This is a genomic window from Bacillus sp. FSL K6-1033, assembly GCF_038630765.1.
In the GTDB taxonomy this organism is placed as follows: domain Bacteria; phylum Bacillota; class Bacilli; order Bacillales; family Bacillaceae; genus Bacillus; species Bacillus altitudinis.
Window position 1 is genome coordinate 280,335 of record NZ_CP152041.1, and the last position, 19,185, is coordinate 299,519.

The following is a 19,185-nucleotide window of genomic DNA, read 5'->3' on the forward strand; positions in this document are numbered from 1 at the left end:
TGGAGATGAAGATATTGAATACTTTACAGGCATTACTAAACGACAGAATGGAACGCTCTTCACAAATTGAAGCGGTAACTGGCGGAGGTGTGTCTTATACATTTGAAGAATATGCAAAACGCATTGATCAGCTGGCACATTACTTACACCGTAAAGGAATTCGAAAAGGTGACCGGGTGTGCTTTATTTGTCAAAACCATCATCACTTTTCTACGATTATGCTGGCAGCCATTAAAGCAGGTGCAGTCGCCGTACCGCTTAGCTGGCAGCTTACCTCTTTTGAGCTAGAAGGTATCTTGAAAAAAGCAGAGCCAAAGGCTTTATTTTTTGACCGTGAATTCCGTGACATCATTGCGGCAGTGAATGTGTCTTTAGAAGATTGTCTCATGGTGGAATCTGGTGTCAATGCGAAAACAACACAGCTGTTTGAAGACATATTGGCGTCTAATGATGGAAGTGATCTTGCTGAAGAGGTATCAGAAGAAGATTTGGCCATGATTTTATTCACCTCAGGTACAACAGGCAATCCAAAAGGCTGTATGGTCGGACATGGACGAATCTATCAATTTTTAACACGACGTGGGAATCGAGGATTTGATCTGAAAGGAAAACGGTACTTGGCAAGTCATCCGCTGTATCATATGAGTTCTATTAATCACTTGATTGCAGCTGCAATTGAAGGGTATACGTTAGTCTTCTTACATGATGCAACACCGAAACGCATTTTAGAAACGATTGAGAAAGAAAGAATTACGTTTATGATGGCTTTCCCATCAGCTTATACGTACATGCTAGAAGAAATGAAGCGCGGTTCGTACGATCTCTCATCTTTTGAAATTGCGATTTCTGGTGGTACGAAGGTACCGGTACGCTTAATTAAAGATTACAAAGAAGTAGGCATTCAGATGATGCATGGCTATGGAAGTACAGAAGCGTGGGTTGTGAGTGCGTGGCATCCAGCGATGGGCGAGGATAAGATGGGCTCTGCTGGTAAAGTGGATCCGGATGTAGAAGTCAAAATCGTGCATCCTGAGACAGAAGAGGCGCTCCCAGCTGGAGAAATTGGCGAGGTCGTCATGAGAAGCCCATTTTATTTCTTAGGCTACTATCATCAACCTGAAGCGACAGAGAAAGTGCTCAAAGATGGCTGGTTCCATATGGGGGATGCAGGCTATCTGGATGAAGACGGTTTTCTTTACATCACAGGGAGATACAAAGATGTGATTCTATACGGTGGGGATAATATTTATCCTGACCAAGTGGAAGAGGTCATTGATCAAATTCCAGGTGTAATTGAATCTGCTGTCATTGGGGTACCAGATGACTTATATGGTGAAGTACCAAGTGCGTATATCGTAAAAGACGAATCTGTCGATTTCTGCGAAGAAGATGTGGTGAATTACTGCAAGGAACGTTTAGCAGATTACAAAGTGCCATCCATTCATTTCACGCAGGATCTGCCAAAAAATAAACTTGGTAAAATCATGAAGAAAGATTTACGTGAATTGGTTGTGAATGCGTAGGACCTATTCTGCTATAATGAAATTTGAATGATTTTTTTGTTTTTCTAACGTTTTGGAGGGAAAGGGTTTGCGACATATACTTCGTAAGAAACACATTCACGATTTGTTAGAACAGAGCAGACAGCAAAAGGTAAAGAAAACACTGGGCGGGCTCGATCTCACGCTCCTTGGCATAGGGGCTGTGATTGGGACGGGGGTCATGGTGTTAACCGGAATTACAGCAGCTAAGGATGCAGGACCGGCTGTTATTTTCTCCTTTGCGATCGCAGCGATTGTGTGCAGTTTAGCAGCACTTTGTTATGCAGAAATGGCTTCCGCGCTGCCTGTGTTCGGCAGTGCGTACATTTATTCATATACCACAATGGGTGAACTCGTAGGTCATCTCATGGGGTGGACGTTATTATCTGTTTATATGCTGACTGCTTCAGCTGTAGCGAGTGGCTGGTCGAGTTATTTTAACAGCCTGCTGGAGGGGTTTGGAATCTCAATTCCACATCAATTTTTAGCTGGTCCAGAACAAGGCGGATATATGAATTTGCCAGCAATTATCATTGCTTTACTCATTGCGTGGATCCTATCTAGAGGAACAAAAGAAAGTAAAAAATTCAATAATATCATGGTGTTTGTGAAACTTGGCATTATTGTTCTTTTCATTGTAGTAGGTGGTTTTTATGTAGAGCCAGCCAATTGGCAGCCGTTCATGCCGTTTGGTACGGAAGGGATTATTGCTGGAGCCGCTGCTGTGTTTTTTGCCTTTTTAGGGTTCGATGCCATTTCAGCTTCTGCAGAAGAGGTGAAAAATCCACAGCGGAACCTGCCAATTGGTATCATTGGTTCATTGCTCATTTGTACGATCATTTATATTGTCGTTTGTTTGGTCATGACAGGCATGGTGCACTATACGAAGTTGAATGTGACAGAGGCAATGTCTTATGTATTGCAAAGTGTCCATCAACATAGCGTGGCTGGTATTATTTCTGTCGGTGCTGTGATTGGATTGATGGCTGTGATTTTCGCCAATAATTATGCGGCAACTCGAATTGCTTTTGCGATGGGGCGGGACGGGCTCTTGCCTAAAGTGTTTTCAAAAACAAACAAAAGTGATACACCTGTTGCAAGTATATGGGTGATTGGCGGGATGACAGCTGTTATTTCAGGGTTTATTGATTTGAAGGATCTGTCCAACCTAGCCAATATCGGTGCATTATTAACGTTTGCGATGGTGAGCTTATCCGTACTCATTTTGAGAAAGACACATAAACAGCTGGAAAGGGGATTCCGGGTTCCGTTTGTACCGGTTTTGCCAATTATCTCGATGGGCTGTTGTGTGTTTCTGATGCTCAATTTACCAGGCCGGACATGGCTGTACTTCGGGGTTTGGCTGATTATCGGTGTCGTCATGTACGCAGCGTATTCTAACAAACACAGTGAATTAGCGAAATCTGCTTGAGAAAAAGGTGCAAATCCGTTGACGATTTGTGCCTTTTTTCATACGATTTGGGATAAGCTATATAAGAGATAATGAACGGAACAAGAGGAGGATGAGGGAAATGATCAGCGTTAGTCCATATATTGTCGTAGAAGACGTCAAAGAATCTCTTCAATATTATCAAGGAATTTTTGGCGGAGATATTCGTATCTTAAATGAACATCAAGACCGTGTATTGCATGCTGAGCTGCACCTTGGAGAATCACTGCTCCACTTTTCAGATACATTTGGCCGCACACCAAAACCAGAGAATCTTCGATTGATCATGCAGTTTGACAATGAGGAAGAGTTAAAGGCTGTATACGAGGCGCTTGAAGCTGACGGAGATGTCCTTGTGGAATTACAGGATACGTTTTTTGGCGCACTTCATGGACAAGTACAAGATCGGAAGAATGGTCTGATATGGGTGCTGAATTATATGAAATAAATAAAGACCTTCACCCTTGTGAAGGTTTTTTTGTGAGTGTTTTTATTTTCTGAAAAATGGAAAATATGCTATGTTGGAAGAATGATAAGACATGGGGAAAGGGTGGAAAAGGAATGGATCAAGTTGAGTTTCAATATATTCAAACAAACGGCATAAAGCTCCATACGGCAATGGCTGGTCCTGAAGATGGCCCACTGCTGGTTCTGCTGCATGGATTTCCTGAGTTTTGGTATGGTTGGAAAAATCAAATCCTCTCCCTGGCTGAGGCGGGGTATCGTGTCGTTGTTCCTGATCAAAGGGGATACCATCTGAGTGACAAACCAGAAGGAGTCGAATCATACGTCTTAGACAAATTAAGAGATGATATCGTGGGATTAATTAAGGCGCTGAGCCCAAATCAAAAGGCTATTGTCGGCGGACATGATTGGGGCGGAGCGGTTGCTTGGCACCTTGCTTCAACCCGTTCTCAATATGTAGAGAAATTAATCATCGTCAACATGCCGCATCCTCGTGTGATGATGAAGGTCCTTCCGTTTTATCCGCCGCAGTGGAAGAAGAGCTCTTATATCGCGTTCTTTCAGCTTCCAAATGTACCGGAGGCAGCGCTTCAAGAAAATCACTTTCAAAGACTGGATGAAGCCATTGGACTGTCTGCTAGACCTCATCTGTTCACGAAGGAAGATGTCTCAAGCTATAAGCTGGCATGGACGCAGCCTGGAGCCATTACGTCCATGTTGAATTGGTATCGAGCGATTAAAAAAGGCGGCTTTGAAAAACCGATTTCCAAACGAATTCTCGTGCCTGTCCGCATGATCTGGGGAATGGAGGACAAGTTTCTAAGCAGAAAGCTCGCAAAAGAAACGATCAAGATTTGCCCAAATGGACAGCTGATTTTTGTCGATGATGCGACTCATTGGATCAATCATGAAAAACCAGATGTCGTGAACAAGCTCATTCTCGAATTTTTAGCATAAAGGAAAAAGCTCTGATCATATGACCAGAGCTTTTTTGTTTTATCCGATTTGATTCTTTTTCAAGGAAACAGGTTCGTCGTCCCAGCATTCAATCTCTTCATTGTTTGGAACGGCATTTTTATAGAAAACAGGATCTTTGCCTTCTTTTTTCTGTCGCATGTAATCCTTCAGTGCTGCAAAGGCGACTTTGGACAACATGGTAATGGCAATGAGGTTGACGATGACCATGAGACCCATGAATAAGTCAGCTAGACCCCAAACGAGAGGAACAGTGGCAACAGCTCCGAATAGAACCATGCCAATGACAGCAACACGATAGATGTTGAGCCAAATTTTATTCGCTCCCAAGAACTCAATGTTCGTTTCACCATAGTAATAGTTACCAATTAACGTACTAAAAGCGAATAAGAAAATCATAATGGCTAGGAATCCAGAAGCCCAAGGTCCAATGTGCTGGCTTAATGAAGCCTGAGTTAGCTCAATTCCTTCCAGATTGGTTGTTTTATACGCATCAGAGAACAAGACGAGAAAGGCTGTACTTGTACAAATAATTAATGTATCTGTTAACACACCAAATGCTTGGATTAATCCTTGTTTGACTGGGTGGCTCGTGACAGCAGTTGCTGCTGCGTTAGGGGCACTACCCATACCGGCTTCGTTTGAGAAGAGACCGCGTTTAATCCCTTGTAACAATGCTCCACCTAATGTACCGCCGGCAAACTGCTCAAATCCGAAAGCATGCTTCACAATCGTACTGATGACACCTGGTAGTTCAGTGATATTTGTGATAATGACAAAGAAAGCAATCCCGATGTAAGCAACGGCAAGAAAAACGACAATATATTCAGATGCTTTTGCAATCGCTTTGATTCCTTTGAAAATAATGAACGCAAAAATAACAGCCATAACGATTCCGACAGTTAAACGATCTAGGCCAAAAGAGTTTTTAAAAGCGACGGTGATTGTATTTGATTGCACTGCGTTAAAGACAATCCCAAAAGAGATCGTGATTAGGATGGCAAATAAAATCCCCATCCAGCGCTTATTTAACCCTTTTTCCATGTAATAAGCAGGTCCACCGCGGAATCCTGTTTTATCTTTGACTTTATACACCTGAGCTAGTGTACTTTCAACAAAGCTTGAAGCAGAACCGATAATTGCTACGATCCACATCCAGAAGATTGCGCCAGGTCCACCGATCGCAATAGCGATGGCAATCCCTGTGATATTCCCTGTTCCGACACGTGCTGCCATACTGATGGCAAAAGCTTGGAACGGTGAGATTCCCTCTTTTTCTTTTCTTCCTTCTTTTAGAACACGCAGCATTTCTTTGAGCATTCTGACTTGCAGGAAGCGTGATCTATATGTGAAGTAGACCCCTACTCCAAGTAACAGAGCAATGATTAGATAAGTCCAAATAAAATCATTTGTAGTTGTTAAATAAGATAGCAAAGCTTTTTCGTTCATAACATCACCTCTTCGAATTCATCACTGTTCTTTTTAAAAAATACTGAGATCCCACTCTTTGGCAAGTTTCTTCAGCATCATGACACCGGTAATACTATTTCCACAATCGTCAATGGCAGGACCATAAATGCCGATACCGCAGCCTGTCTGAAATGGGAATTCTCTTCTTGCGCTTGGCGGAACGCAAGCCATGATTCCTCCAGACACACCACTTTTGGCTGGAACGCCTACGAAAGCGGCAAAATTACCAGACGCATTGTACATGCCGCATGTCAGCATCAATGCCTTTGTTAGTCTTGCGATATCTTTTGGGATGACTTGGACTTGTTTAAAGGGATGGTAGCCATCACTTGAAATAATCAGTCCAATCAAGGCGATGTCCTCTGTTGTGACCTCAATGGAACATTGCTTTAAATACACTTCTAACGTGTCCTCGACATCTGATTCTAAGTAATTGGTTTCTTTTAAATAATAAGCAAGTGCCCGGTTGCGGTGGGCAGTTGCCCATTCTGATTGATAAACCTCTTCATTAACAGAAGGACGCTTCCCTATTAAGTTTTCGATTAAATCGAAAATATATGCTAGCTTTTCTGTAGAAGTCTTTCCAGGAAGGATGGAGGATACGGTAATAGCTCCAGCATTAATCATTGGATTAAAGGGCTTCCCTGGTTTATGCATCTCAAGGCGGTAGATGGAATTAAATGCATCACCAGTTGGCTCTACATCTACCCGATCCAAGACGTACGGAACGCCTCTTCCTAAACAGGCAGCTATAAAGCTGATGACTTTTGAGATACTTTGCAGGGTAAAGGGAACGTCCCAATCACCATAACGTACAGATGATCCATCTGGGCCTATCACGCTGATACCAAGTTGAGAGGAATTTACTTTTCCGAGTGCTGGAATGTAGCCAGCGTTCTGCCCGTTTTTGTAATACGGACGTATTTCTTCTGCCCATTGATCAACAGAAGACTGGCATGCGTGTTGTGTATTATTAGAAATTGCTGTTTTCATACGATTCCTCCAATCAAAAATCAAAAAGTACCCTATTGAATTGGCGGATGACAAAAAATGCGATCAAATAGGCACGAAAACATGTTACACATCTTCAAAGAACTTGTCATGCGCTGCTTGTACCACTCCTTTACACCTAAATATATGTTCAAATGAAGGCTTTGGCGGCGAAACAACAAAAAGGGTTTTTAGTGAAAATTCAGAAAACGCTTACATATAGTTTCACTAAAATTGTTCATTCAATTTATCTTGGAAACTACACAATCTGACGAAAATCTACAGAAAAACTTACAAATAAAAATCAGTCTGCATGTAATTGTCTAAACAATTCCCATTATTGTAGACAATCTCCAAATCGTAGAATGGCTGAAAGGTCACCTTGCCTTCTCGGAGAATAGTCATAAAAAATGATTTTGAAGAGAGAAGTAGCCGTGAAAATAATTTTTTTGCTCATTGTGAAGCAAAGAGTCTCCTTGTATACTGTGGCTATGTAAACAGGGGAAGGGATGTCAGTCATTTGAGTTTAAACCAGCTTGTCAAAAAAGACGCATTTATTTTGATTTTTATGATCGTCATTGTGCCGCTTGCGGGAGAGCTGAAGTTTTATCCTGTGAATGAAACATTTCGTATTAGTTTTGGGGCACCTGCGTTTTTCTTTTGCTTATTACTTTTAAGAAAATCAAGACCATTGCTGCCAGGGTTTTTAACAGGCGCAGCCATTGTCCTATTTCGAGTAGGTTTAGATCTTATTCAGCAAAAAGCTGATCTGGCTCTGTCATTTTATCAGCAGTTTCCGAGCTTCTTTTTTTACTTTACTTATGCTTTTCTTTTCTTTGTTGTCCGTACAGGACGTTTCAAGCAGCGTTCCATTTTTATTGGGCTGATCGGACTGATGATTGAACTGCTGGCTGATTTTGTTGAGCTGTTTGTACAATTTTTAGTGTTTGATACAACCATGACTTTCTCAAAGCTGAGTGATATGATCCTCATTGCATTTGCTCACAGCTTCGTGGTCATCAGCTTTTTTAATATGATGAGGCTGTATGAGGCACAATCAAGAGAGAAACAAATCATGAAGCAAAATGAGCATATGATGATGGTCATTTCAAATTTATATGAGGAAACAGTTCATTTAAAGAAAACGTTAAATCATACAGAGCACATAACGCAAGAATCCTATCGGCTCTATCGTCTGCTGAATGAACATGAGGCAGGAAAGAAAGTGAGTCAGGAGCTGCTGAAGCTTGCAGGGGAAATACATGAAGTCAAAAAGGACAATCAGCGTATTTACGCTGGGCTTTCAAAGCTGATTTCAAAGGAAAACATGCAAGATTATATGAGGGCAGAGGATCTTGTTCAAATCGTGATTCGCATTCAAGAGAAATATGCGCTATCTCTCGGGAAGAACATTTCCTTTACACCTGATATAAAAGGCATTCACTTGCATGAGTATCATGTGTTCATTTTCTTATCGCTGATTAATAATTTAATGGCAAATGCAGTTGAAGCAATCAAGGATGATGGAGCCATCTCACTCGTATTAAAAGGCAGTCATGATAAAATAGAGATTCGGGTTGAGGATGATGGACCGGGTATTCCTGAGAAATTGAGAGAGATTGTATTTGATCCTGGATATACCTCAAAATTTGATGCATATGGAACACCGTCAACTGGGATTGGCTTATCCTATGTGAGAGAGCTGGTTCAAGAGCTGGACGGTCAAATCCAGATTGAGCAGAAAGAAACGAAAGGAACAGCTTTTCAGCTTGTCCTTCCGATAAAAAATTTAATACAGAGAGGGTGAGTGTATGCGATTTTTCATTGCAGATGATGATCGTGCAATACGCTCGATTTTAGGTCAGATCATTGAGGATGAGGATCTAGGAGAGGTCGTGGATGAAGCTGATGACGGCATTGGATTAGAAGCGAATTCATTGAACTTGAAAAAAGTAGACATCCTTCTGATTGATCTTTTAATGCCAGCTAGAGACGGCATTCAAACCATACGTCATATTCACCCTGAATTCAAAGGAAAGGTCATCATGATATCTCAAGTAGAAGCAAAAGAGATGATGGCAGAAGCCTATGAACTTGGAATTGAATATTATATTCATAAACCCGTCAATCGAATTGAGATTGTCAGTGTCATTCGAAAGGTCATGGAGCGGATCAAGCTCGAAAAATCAATTTACGATATTCAAGCTTCTCTTCGGCATGTGCTGCCATTAGAGCCAGTGATTTCTCATGAGACAGGTACTGGATCAAAGCGAAGAACGATGAAAGAGGCAGGGGAATTCCTCCTATCTGAATTAGGAATTGTCGGAGAGAGTGGCTCTAAGGATTTACTAGAGATATTGATCTACTTACATGAAACGCAGACAGCCAATTCTCATGAGGTGAATTTTCCGCCATTAAAGCAGCTATTTATCAAAACGGCGGAACGAAAGCTTGGTCGTGGTGCGGTGGATGTGGAAGTGATGCGGGAAGTGAAAGCAGCAGAGCAGCGAATTAGACGAGCCATCCATCATTCCTTAAATCATTTCGCATCACTTGGGCTCACAGATTTTTCAAATCCTAAATTTGAGCACTATGCGTCGAAGTTTTTTGATTTCACTGATGTCAGCCAAAGGATGAAAGAAATGCAGAAGACTTCTTCTTCTGCAGGGTCAACAGGCAGAGTCAATACGAAAAAGTTCGTGCAAATCTTTTATTTTGAAGCAAAGCAGCTATTCGAAGGGATGAGCTGAGGGAAATCTATTGGAATGATTGGAGAAAATAAACAGAGACAGAGTGCTTTTGAATATGAGCCGCCTTGCTCTTTTAGACGTCTTTGTTATTTATCTGATCATTCTGATTTTTCTTTTTTCTTGAAAATAAAACTCTCCTGTGCAATCGTTTGTTAAAATAGTGAGGTTAGACTAGAATGTCGGAGGTTTTATTTTGGGAAAAATTAAACGAAATGCGCTCTGCCCATGCGGAAGCGGAAAAAAATATAAACATTGCTGTGGTCAAAAGTCAGGCGGAGAACAAACGTCTGAGCTTGTGTTTAAGGAAGCTGTACAAGTTCAAAAGGATTTAATGAATTATGCGTTCTCTAAGCATCAGAGAGCGATCAATCAATTCATTAATGAGTTTTCTTTCCTAGCAGATATGGATAAAGAGACGCAACAAATCTCAGTCTTTCATTTGAGTGTATGGGGCATTTTCTTCCGCCCATTAACAGATAAGAAAGAGACTATCTTCCAAGAATTCCTGACAAAAAAAGCAGAAGATATTACCCGTCCTAAAACAAGACAAGTGGTTGAATCTTGGACAGACATGGAGCCATCTTTGCTTTTATTAAATGAAAAAACGGACGAGTCTCTTTACTTTGAGAATATGGTGACAGCTGAGAAGGTTGAAGTTGATGTGAAGCCGGATCAAACCGTGCTGCCAGAGAAAGGTAGTCTTGTTCTAGGTTTCCCTGTTCAGTTTGAAGAAAAAGCAGAGTTTTTCATTCAATATACGATGTTCGCGAAAGAGTTTACTGATACGCTTATTCTTCAGGTTCGCCAGCTCGTTGAAGCACATGAGGCAAACGGAGGAGCACGTAGTACATTTATGAGAGAAGCCTTCCCTGAAGTGCTGAAGTGTATGTTTGCGAAGCAAGAAGTTGAAGAAACAGAAGCGCCTGCTCAAACAGAAGGAAGTACAGTAGGACTATCAGCAGATCGGATGGACTGGGCTAGTGACGTTCAGCTGGAAACAGCCAAGCTGATTGAAGACGGGATGAAAGAGCACGGTGACCAAAGCCTGACAGATGGCGCTTTAACAGTTTGGAAAGCTTACTGTGATCAGAAAGCACCTGTGATCCGTAAAGCGGCGTCATTTGCTGCAGGAATCGAATATTATATTCATTCACTTGCAAGCGATGCCCCGCTTTCTCAAGCACAAGTTGCTAAAAAGTATGGCATTAGTGCGTCCACTGTATCGAGCCGATTTAAAGATATTGAAAAAGCGGTCAAAGAAGAGCAAGAGACGACTGTATCATAGCATGAAAAAAGACGCGGCACCTTTCAAGGAGCCAGCGTCTTTTTTTCATCATCTTGTTTTAATAAAACCACTCATGTATTGCTCTGTATTATAATCATTGAGGTCAATTTTCCACTGACCATCTCCGTTACGTTTCATTTTCACTTCATACTCAGCAGGGCTTGAGACTGGAGGAAGCTTTTCAAACTCAGATGCGTACATATTCAAGCTTTTCTTATACAATTCTTCTTTCGAACGGATTTTGCCGTTGTAAAACTCATCTCTTTGTTTGTCTAGTTTGTCTTTTAAGTTAGAAGCATCAATACCGGTTACTTGAGCGACAACCTTCGCTTCGTCATCTGAGATGGTTTTCACACTTGTTTCCACTTTCGCTTTATCCTTCATTGTATTTTGCATGCGTTTGTACATGGATAAAATATCGCGGTCACTGACTTCGTTTCCATATATGCCTGCACTTCTCTTAAAGTCTTTCACAAACATTTCGTGATATTTATTAACGACATCTGATTGATTGTCACCTGTTAATTCTGAGAATTGATCATTCTTTTTGTCAAAAACAATGAGATCTGTATAAGCAGATAGTGCTTTTGCTGGGTTATCTAGCTTTTTTGCTGAATCCAGTATCTTTTCGCCATCTAGTTCCATTTCGATCGAATCGCTGTTTTTCTTGATGCTATCTTGGTACACGAACTGATATTTTTTGCCTTTATCTACTAGGAAATAAAGCGCTCCTGATAGTGATTTCCCTTTGTTCAATGACCCAAGATCAAGGCGGTCTTTACTGCCGTAGAATTTTAAATCAGAGACTTTGGCATCGTCCTGATAAAGGGTGAAATCAGAGTTATATAGTGAAAGGGCTTTGTCACCTTTGTTGGTGATCGTCAGGTTGACTTTTAACACCAATTCATTGTCTCGCAAGGTAGTGGTTGAGTCTTCTGGTAACGTATATTCGTAGCTATTCACTTTTACCTCTGCTGTTTTTGTTGATTTTTGGTCAGCCTTTGTTGATTTTGCTGAGCTCTGGCAGGCTGCAGAGATGATCATCACGAATGAAATCATGAGGAGTGCACTTATTTTTTTAAGATTCACAGTTGATGCTCCTTTGCTTTTCTTTCGTCATTTTCTTCCCGCTATCTGACTGAGAAAAAAGAAACAGATAGAATGGTATATTCGGGTGTTAAAGGGGAAAATCTCCTAATGACGATTTGCACTATTCATTCTATCGAATTTCATTCGTGATGAGGAATAGGTTTTAGTCCCTATCTTTGATAGATTTTTACACAAATACCTATAAAAAACGGAATTTAATAAGTAGAATATACTAGTTAATAAGAATTAATTTATCTATTTATCATGAGTTTTAAATGTTTTGTGTGTAAAAATCTTGAAACGGAGGTAGTTTTCATTTCAAAAGATGTGTTAGGATTCACATCGCAAAACTTTTCGTTTAAGTGTATCTTCATCATACGAATCTTTTTCTTTCAAAGCGTCCACCTCCAGATTGATTTTCAGAGAGCAGAATACTTGAATGTTGAAAATGATTCATGGGAAAATAAGGATGATTAAGCAGATAAGGGAGATGAGCTTTTGAAAAAAGTAACGCTTGGACGAACTGATTTACAGGTGAATCCGATAGGGCTTGGAACAAATGCAGTAGGTGGCCATAATTTATTCCCGAATCTGAGTGAAGATGCAGGGCGGGAGCTAGTAGAAACTGCTCTTGATCATGGTGTCAATTTCTTAGATTCTGCTTTTATTTATGGGCTGGGCCGTTCAGAAGAATTGATTGGCGAGATCATTGCCAAAAGAGGCGGCAGAAAAGAACTGGTTCTTGCGACAAAAGGGGCTCATAAAGAAGTAAACGGACAAATCGAACTGGACAATAGCCGTGATTTCTTAAGACAGCAGGTCGAAGACAGCCTGAAGAGGTTGCAAACCGATTATATTGATTTGTACTATATGCATTTCCCAGACGGCCGCACGCCGCTGGATGAAGTGGCCGGTACTTTAAAGGAATTGAAGGATGAGGGGAAAATCCGGGCAATTGGGGCATCAAACCTTGATTTTGAACAGCTTCAAACCTTTAATCGAGATGGATACCTAGACGTGCTTCAATCAGAGTATTCTCTGCTGAAACGTCAGGCCGAGCAAGACCTTCTCCCATACTGCGTGGAGCATGGGATTTCCTTTATCCCTTATTTTCCATTGGCGTCAGGCCTGTTGACTGGGAAGTTTACAAAGGATGCGACATTTGATGATATTCGAGCAAAGGACCCGCTTTTCCAAGGTGATGCTTTCCTTCAAAACCTCGAAAAAGTAGACAAACTGAAGGCCATTGCGCAATCAAAACATGCCGAAACAGCCCATGTAGCGCTGGCGTGGCTGTTGGCGCAGGATGGCATTGATGCCATTATTCCTGGTGCAAAACGAGCCGAGCAAGTCTTACAAAACTTGAAAACAAACGATGTTCAATTAACAAAAGAAGAAATTAGCGAAATCGATCAGATCTTTTCATAATATAAAAAATAAGGTGCCAAGTAGCACCTTATTTTTTATGCCATTGTGAGAGGAATCTTGATCACGAGCCTCAGGTTTGGAGAACGATACGTAAAATCAAGCGTGCCGTCTGCCTTTTCAACAAGCTGATGAATGATATAAGTACCCATACCTTGATGATCACCGCCTTTTGTCGAGCGGCCAAACGTCTTGAACAGATGATCTAATACGTGTTTTTCCATTCCCTTAGTACTGTTTTCACAATGAATCAAAAAGAGCCCGCTCCGGATGGAAGTCGTGATCGAGATGTTTCCCTCGTTCCCAGCTTGCTTCGCTTCAATGGCGGCATCTAATGCGTTATCAAGCAGGTTGCCAGTAAAACTCACCTGATCCGCCTTAGAAAAAGGAAGAGAAGAAAAGGGTGCTTGAAGATCTAGTGAAAGGGCAATGTCCTCTTTTTCAGCCCGCTGGAAAAAGGAATGAAGGGTGGAGGCCAAATAAGCATTTTCCCCTTTGATCCAAGGAAAATGTTTCACGTATTGCTGAATCAAATCTTTGATCTCATGCTCGTCATTCGATGCGGAAAAGGCATTTAAATGTCTAGCTGTTTCATGGTGTTTACTTCGCAGCTCAAGCAGCAAGTCATTGGTCCTCGACTCAGCATGAATCAGCTCTTGAAGCCGTCCATTTAATCGTTGCTCCGTTTGCATCACCTTGAAGGAAAGGAGATCGGCTGTCAAAATGATGATGACAGTTAAAAGATGGCTTAGTCCATTTCCGTGCGTGAGAAAAAGTGAAATGCCTGAACAGGTGATGAGCACAAAAGCGCCTAATATCATGTAACCATTCATACCTAGCCAAAACCTTTTGTAAATGAAAAAGGTGTAAAGGCACAAGATGCAAAAGGTCAGAAGCCACACCATGCTTGATGACAAAGGCAGAACAGCTTTAGCAGCAGCTTGAACTGCAAGACCGAGCCAGATGAGCGTATATATGCGAAATCCAAGATAGAAAGCGTTCACGTTCGTTCTCCTTAAAAGTAGTATTTCTTAAAGTATTCTAATTGCTGCTTCGTCATCATGGCTTTTTTATCAGTCCCTTCAAAAGACACGATAAATGAATTTTTGGCATACGCCGAAAAGTTCTTAATGTAATGAATATTGATGATAAACGAGCGGTGGGAGCGGATAAAGTCTTTCTCAGCTAAATCACCTTTTAACTCGTTGAGAGTTTGGTATGTTTGAATATCTCCTGTTGTTGTGACAATGGTCGTCGACCTGCCAGTACGTTCAACAAAGATGACATCCTTTTTTTGCAGTACATGGATATCTGATTGCTGCTTGATGAGAAGCCGTCCGTGAATGCTTTTCTCCTGCTTGGTGGACATGTAGCGCTCTAAGGATTTGGCGATTCGATCAGCTTGATAAGGCTTCATAATATAATCATGGACATTCAAATCAAAGGCATGGACAGCATACCCACTGTTTCCCGTCACAAATACAACATCCACATTCAGTGCGTGAGAGTGAATAAGGTCTGCTAATTCATAGCCTGACATGCCAGGCATCTCAATGTCTGCAAACAATAGATCAATGTCGCCCTGTTTGACCTTCTCATATGCATCCTCCGCTGACTGCGTCACAAAAACGATGTCAACGGCATCCATTCTGCCGACAATGGCATGCAGCTTTTCTAAATCCACTCGGTAATCATCGACAAGACCTACTTTTATCATAAAAATCACCTATGACTCTTCTTATTATTTGTCTATTTTACCATTTGTTTTTTAAAATGGATCATTTCAAGACAGAAAAAGGACGTTTCGCGACATTTTTATGTCAGACAGGCGGTATTTTTTCTATCATAGACGTAGATAGTCGAAAGGGGCGAACCAAATGATTACTCTCAGCGATTGTAGTTGCTGGTTTACAGATAAGAAAAAAGTCGTAAAGGCGATGAAACATATGACATTCTCCGTGAAGGAAGGAGAAGTCGTCGGCATCTTAGGAGAAAATGGTGCGGGGAAAACCACATTATTACGCGCCGTTGCGACATTATTGGAGCCTACTCATGGAACAGTCAATGTTGCAGGCTTTGATACAGTCAAAGAAGCAACTGAAGTGAAAAAGCGAATTGGTGTCTTGTTTGGCGGTGAGACGGGACTTTATGACCGTTTGACGGCTCGTGAAAACCTTGAATACTTTGGGAAATTATATGGCTTGGATCAGCATGAGATCAAAGCAAGAATTGAGGATTTAGCAAAGCGATTCGGGATGAGGCAGTACATGGATCGCAAGGTAAAAGGATTTTCAAGAGGGATGAAGCAAAAGGTGGCGATTGCCAGAACATTGATTCATGACCCTGACATTATTTTGTTTGACGAACCGACAACAGGTTTAGATATCACATCGAGTAATATTTTCAGAGAGTTTATTCATCAGTTGAAACAGCAAAATAAAACGATTCTATTTTCAAGCCACATCATGGAAGAAGTCAGCCTGCTTTGTGACAGTGTCATGATGATTCATCAAGGGGAGCTCGTGTACAAAGGAACGCTTCCAGAATTATATGCACAGGAACAAAGTGAAGACTTGAATTACATCTTTATGTCGAAGCTCGCAAGGGGGAATGCATAATGTGGAAAACCGTCTTTTTAAAAGAAATGACAGATTCGCTCAGAGATAGGAAAACGTTGCTCTTAACAGTGTTGATCCCTCTTTTGACGATGCTCGGACTCGTGTTTTTCTACGAAAGCATGATCGCTGATCCAGGCGATAAAACGTACACAGTCGCAATCAATGAAAAGCTTCCGTCCGATATGAATGACATGATCAAAGAAGTGAAAAACCTGAAACTTGAAACATTTGATGACCCGCAGCAAGCCGTTAAAGACGGTGAGGCAAATGCTTATCTAGAAATGCCAAAAGATGCAGGCGATATGCTTCAGCATCAAACATCGTTTGCCATTAAAGTCCATGGGTATCCAACAGATGATGATTCAGTGATTGCGGTTCAAATGCTGCAATCATTGCTTGAACAATATCAAAATCAAGTCGTAGAAAAGCGTTTGGCACAGGATCAGATCAAATCGTCAGTGATTCATCCGTTTGAGGTGCAATCGGTTGATGTGCAAGAAGGAGAGGACGGGGATGGAGAAAACGGGGTGACCACCATGCTGCTGTCGATTCTCCTTCCAATGATTTTAGTGACGTCTGTGATCTCAGGTGCTTTGCCAGCTGCGCTTGATATCGTAGCAGGTGAAAAGGATAGAAAGTCAATTGAAGCTTTATTCCTGACACCGGCCAGCAGACTTCAGCTTTTAATTGGAAAATGGCTAGCTGTTTCTATGTTTGGTATATTAAGTGGCATTGTGGCGATTGGCATGCTGCTGCTCTCTACATTGCTCTTTACAGAAAAACTGAAACAAGCGCTGAACTTCGGAGATCAAGTGTGGAGCATCATCGGCGTTATGTTAGCGGCATTAATTATTTTCTCATTTATGGTATCCATGATTGAACTGCTGCTCAGTGTCGTTTCAAGCTCAGTGAAAGAAGCACAATCGTACATGTCCATGATCATTACACTAGGTGTGATTCCGATGTTTTTCACCATGAGAGCAGGCGCTACGCAGCTAGATACGTATTACTTTGCGATCCCATTCCTTAATATTCACGCACTATGCAAGCAATTGATGTTTGGCATCGTTGACCCGATGTCAATTGCCCTGACGCTCGGCTCCTCGGCGCTGACAGTGATGATTTTGTTTGTCATCGTGAGAAGTTTGTTTATGAAAGAGAAATGGATGCTTGCGAAATAGAAAGAACATTTCATTGATAGAAATGAAGAACTTGTAGATTTTTTCTACAAGTTTTTTGTTTTGTATGTTTAAGTGAGTGATAAAAAAGGGCTGATAGAATTGAGAAATGCAATTGATAGAGCTTTAGGTTCTGTTGCACATTTATTCCAATCTGACTATGAAGGCGATGAAACTTATATTGCTTTAGTAGACGATGAGCAAAGGTTCGAGAAATTAATCACTCCTTATGTAGAGGAATACATACAAGAAGATGATGCAGTTGATCCGATTGACATCATAAAAGGATATGATGCTGAAAAGGGGAATTCATCTTCATAGTATGTTGTATCCTTTTGTCAGTATACGCCTTACAATAAGGAGGTGCGAAAATTGCCCGCAGCTTTCAGTTATGGAATCACCTGTTTCATCGCTTTTCTACTAATCATTTTTGTTCTCACCCATAAAAAACTAGAAAAAAAACTAGATCTCACAATTTTGATCGTAGTAGCCACCACATTATTGATGGTGAATGTCTTGTGGGTGTGGGTCACCATTTTCTTCCTTACTTGTTTGTATGTCGGAATCAAATATAGACATCAATCAAAAAAAGACTAAAGAAAACCCCCGGAAACCGGGGGTTTTTCTTTAGTTCTTGATGAACTTTTCAACCAACGAGCTTGTTTTGTAGTCGTTCAAATCAAGTTTCCATTGGTCGATATCGTTTTTCTTCATGTTCACTTCTACAGTTTCTTCAGAAGATGATGGTCCTAATTTTTTAAATTCATCTGGATAGATAGAAAGTAGATATTTCTGTGCATCATCATAAGATGCTGTACGGTTTTTGCTGTAGAATTCAGTTGCTTTTTCTTTTAAACGATCGACAAGCGGGCTTGCATCAATTGGTGTAAGTGTCACAGTCACGACAGCTTTATCACCGCTGATTGATTTTGTTTTCGTTGATACTTTTGATTTTTCAGCTAATGTTTCTTTTACAGCTTTTAGAAGCTTATCAAGGTTTTCGTCTTTTGCTGAGCTAGATGAAATACCAGAAGAAGAAATGTAGCCTTGTTTGAATGATTTATCAAATTCGTTTACGACAGTTGATTTGTTATCACCTGTTAGTTTTTCGAAATCGTCATTTTTCTTGCCAAAAATCATGACATCAATATAAGAAGAAAGGGCTTTTGCAGACGCTTGAAGTGTATCTGCCTTTTTCATCAAGTCTTTTCCTTTAATATCGAATTCTAGTGTTTTGTCATCTTTTTTCGATCCAGTACCAGGCTCTGTGTAGACAAGTTGATAGTCTTTTTCTTTATCAACTACATAGAAAAGACCACCTTTTGATACTTTACCTGCATTTAGAGAGCTTGAAGATAATACTTCGTTGTAGTCATCAGGAGAGATGGTAGACACCTGAGCGTCATCTTGGTAAAGCGTAAAGTTGCTTTTATCCACATTCAATGGTTCTTTGCTGATGTTTTTTACAGATACATTCACTTTTAGGACATATTGATCATCCTGAACAGATGTATCGTATTGAGGTGGTAAAGTGTACTCAGCACTTTCTACTTTTACTTCAGCTGCATCAAGGGATTTTTTTGTATCGCTTTCTTTCGCAGCAGTTTTGTCTTTTCCACCACTACAAGCAGCAGCGACAACAGTTACACACAAAATCAGAAGAAACAGGGATAATTTCTTTTTAAACATGAGATGTTTTCCTCCTCGGGTTTTATGGTGAATTTCATTGGAAAGCTTTAGTTCATATCGTTCTTTTTGCACAAAAAGAAAAATACTGTATGTTTTTTACTGTAGAATGAAGCGAAAGTACTGTCAATACCTCAGTGCGTTCGAAAGGTTCATCCACTTCAAGTAGTAAAAATGACACTATGTTGAGAGGAGAAATGTGTATTTTATTGTTTGAAATCTCCTGTAAAAACTCAACATTTTATATTTTAAGGTTTTGAGTC

General features: G+C 40.8%; 17 protein-coding genes. 11 read left to right on the top strand and 6 right to left on the bottom strand.

Annotated elements, in window-relative coordinates:
• Positions 1 to 14 precede the first annotated feature (14 nt).
• The 4 genes from MHH31_RS01540 to MHH31_RS01555 all read left to right on the top strand — a co-directional run bounded on the left by MHH31_RS01540 (position 15) and on the right by MHH31_RS01555 (position 4,413).
• Complete coding sequence (locus MHH31_RS01540) at positions 15 to 1,523, top strand: AMP-binding protein (protein ID WP_061417791.1); 1,509 nt, start codon at positions 15 to 17, stop codon at positions 1,521 to 1,523.
• 67 nt (positions 1,524 to 1,590) lie between these two features.
• Positions 1,591 to 2,973, top strand: a complete 1,383-nt coding sequence (locus MHH31_RS01545) for an amino acid permease (protein ID WP_019743569.1) — start codon at positions 1,591 to 1,593, stop codon at positions 2,971 to 2,973.
• 100 nt (positions 2,974 to 3,073) lie between these two features.
• The gene (locus MHH31_RS01550; protein WP_008342155.1) at positions 3,074 to 3,439 is read left to right on the top strand and encodes a VOC family protein; all 366 of its coding nucleotides are present in this window, start codon (positions 3,074 to 3,076) and stop codon (positions 3,437 to 3,439) included.
• A gap of 113 nt (positions 3,440 to 3,552) precedes the next feature.
• On the top strand, positions 3,553 to 4,413 hold the full coding sequence (locus MHH31_RS01555; protein WP_284724771.1) for an alpha/beta hydrolase: 861 nt from the start codon (positions 3,553 to 3,555) through the stop codon (positions 4,411 to 4,413).
• Positions 4,414 to 4,452: 39 nt separating this feature from the next.
• Here the strand turns inward: MHH31_RS01555 and MHH31_RS01560 are convergent, their stop codons facing one another.
• Together MHH31_RS01560 and MHH31_RS01565 are read right to left on the bottom strand one after the other, a co-directional pair.
• Complete coding sequence (locus tag MHH31_RS01560; RefSeq protein ID WP_017358609.1) at positions 4,453 to 5,880, bottom strand: alanine/glycine:cation symporter family protein; 1,428 nt, start codon at positions 5,878 to 5,880, stop codon at positions 4,453 to 4,455.
• 33 nt (positions 5,881 to 5,913) lie between these two features.
• Entirely contained in the window at positions 5,914 to 6,894 is a 981-nt protein-coding gene (locus tag MHH31_RS01565; protein WP_008342152.1) for a glutaminase, read from the bottom strand.
• A gap of 517 nt (positions 6,895 to 7,411) precedes the next feature.
• On the opposite strand from MHH31_RS01565, the gene MHH31_RS01570 reads away from it, so the two are divergent.
• From MHH31_RS01570 to MHH31_RS01580, 3 genes are all read left to right on the top strand, one after another.
• The gene (locus tag MHH31_RS01570) at positions 7,412 to 8,698 is read left to right on the top strand and encodes a sensor histidine kinase (protein ID WP_286069453.1); all 1,287 of its coding nucleotides are present in this window, start codon (positions 7,412 to 7,414) and stop codon (positions 8,696 to 8,698) included.
• Positions 8,699 to 8,702: 4 nt separating this feature from the next.
• Complete coding sequence (locus tag MHH31_RS01575; protein ID WP_342495180.1) at positions 8,703 to 9,641, top strand: response regulator; 939 nt, start codon at positions 8,703 to 8,705, stop codon at positions 9,639 to 9,641.
• Between the two features lie 193 nt (positions 9,642 to 9,834).
• Positions 9,835 to 10,926: an SEC-C metal-binding domain-containing protein gene (locus MHH31_RS01580; RefSeq protein ID WP_216895576.1), complete on the top strand. Its 1,092-nt coding sequence runs from the start codon at positions 9,835 to 9,837 to the stop codon at positions 10,924 to 10,926.
• A gap of 48 nt (positions 10,927 to 10,974) precedes the next feature.
• Here the strand turns inward: MHH31_RS01580 and MHH31_RS01585 are convergent, their stop codons facing one another.
• Positions 10,975 to 12,015 carry a DUF4352 domain-containing protein gene (locus MHH31_RS01585; RefSeq protein ID WP_035703073.1) on the bottom strand — a complete coding sequence of 347 codons (1,041 nt, stop codon included), beginning with the start codon at positions 12,013 to 12,015 and terminating at the stop codon, positions 10,975 to 10,977.
• Positions 12,016 to 12,513: 498 nt separating this feature from the next.
• Between MHH31_RS01585 and MHH31_RS01590 the strand changes: the two genes are divergently transcribed.
• Positions 12,514 to 13,443, top strand: coding sequence for an aldo/keto reductase (locus tag MHH31_RS01590; RefSeq protein ID WP_041508191.1), 930 nt, complete (start codon positions 12,514 to 12,516; stop codon positions 13,441 to 13,443).
• 35 nt (positions 13,444 to 13,478) lie between these two features.
• Here MHH31_RS01590 and MHH31_RS01595 read toward each other — a convergent pair whose 3' ends face one another.
• Positions 13,479 to 14,444: a GHKL domain-containing protein gene (locus MHH31_RS01595; protein WP_342495181.1), complete on the bottom strand. Its 966-nt coding sequence runs from the start codon at positions 14,442 to 14,444 to the stop codon at positions 13,479 to 13,481.
• A gap of 11 nt (positions 14,445 to 14,455) precedes the next feature.
• Positions 14,456 to 15,157: a LytTR family DNA-binding domain-containing protein gene (locus MHH31_RS01600; RefSeq protein ID WP_007498366.1), complete on the bottom strand. Its 702-nt coding sequence runs from the start codon at positions 15,155 to 15,157 to the stop codon at positions 14,456 to 14,458.
• 160 nt (positions 15,158 to 15,317) lie between these two features.
• On the opposite strand from MHH31_RS01600, the gene MHH31_RS01605 reads away from it, so the two are divergent.
• From MHH31_RS01605 to MHH31_RS01615, 3 genes are all read left to right on the top strand, one after another.
• Entirely contained in the window at positions 15,318 to 16,058 is a 741-nt protein-coding gene (locus tag MHH31_RS01605) for an ATP-binding cassette domain-containing protein (RefSeq protein ID WP_007498365.1), read from the top strand.
• Positions 16,058 to 17,239, top strand: coding sequence for an ABC transporter permease (locus tag MHH31_RS01610; RefSeq protein WP_046526598.1), 1,182 nt, complete (start codon positions 16,058 to 16,060; stop codon positions 17,237 to 17,239). Before MHH31_RS01605 ends, MHH31_RS01610 begins: the two co-directional genes overlap by 1 nt.
• Before the next feature lie 99 nt (positions 17,240 to 17,338).
• Positions 17,339 to 17,557, top strand: a complete 219-nt coding sequence (locus tag MHH31_RS01615; RefSeq protein ID WP_017358599.1) for a hypothetical protein — start codon at positions 17,339 to 17,341, stop codon at positions 17,555 to 17,557.
• A 306-nt stretch (positions 17,558 to 17,863) separates the two neighbouring features.
• Here MHH31_RS01615 and MHH31_RS01620 read toward each other — a convergent pair whose 3' ends face one another.
• On the bottom strand, positions 17,864 to 18,925 hold the full coding sequence (locus MHH31_RS01620) for a DUF4352 domain-containing protein (RefSeq protein WP_039166404.1): 1,062 nt from the start codon (positions 18,923 to 18,925) through the stop codon (positions 17,864 to 17,866).
• Between the last annotated feature and the right edge of the window lie 260 nt (positions 18,926 to 19,185).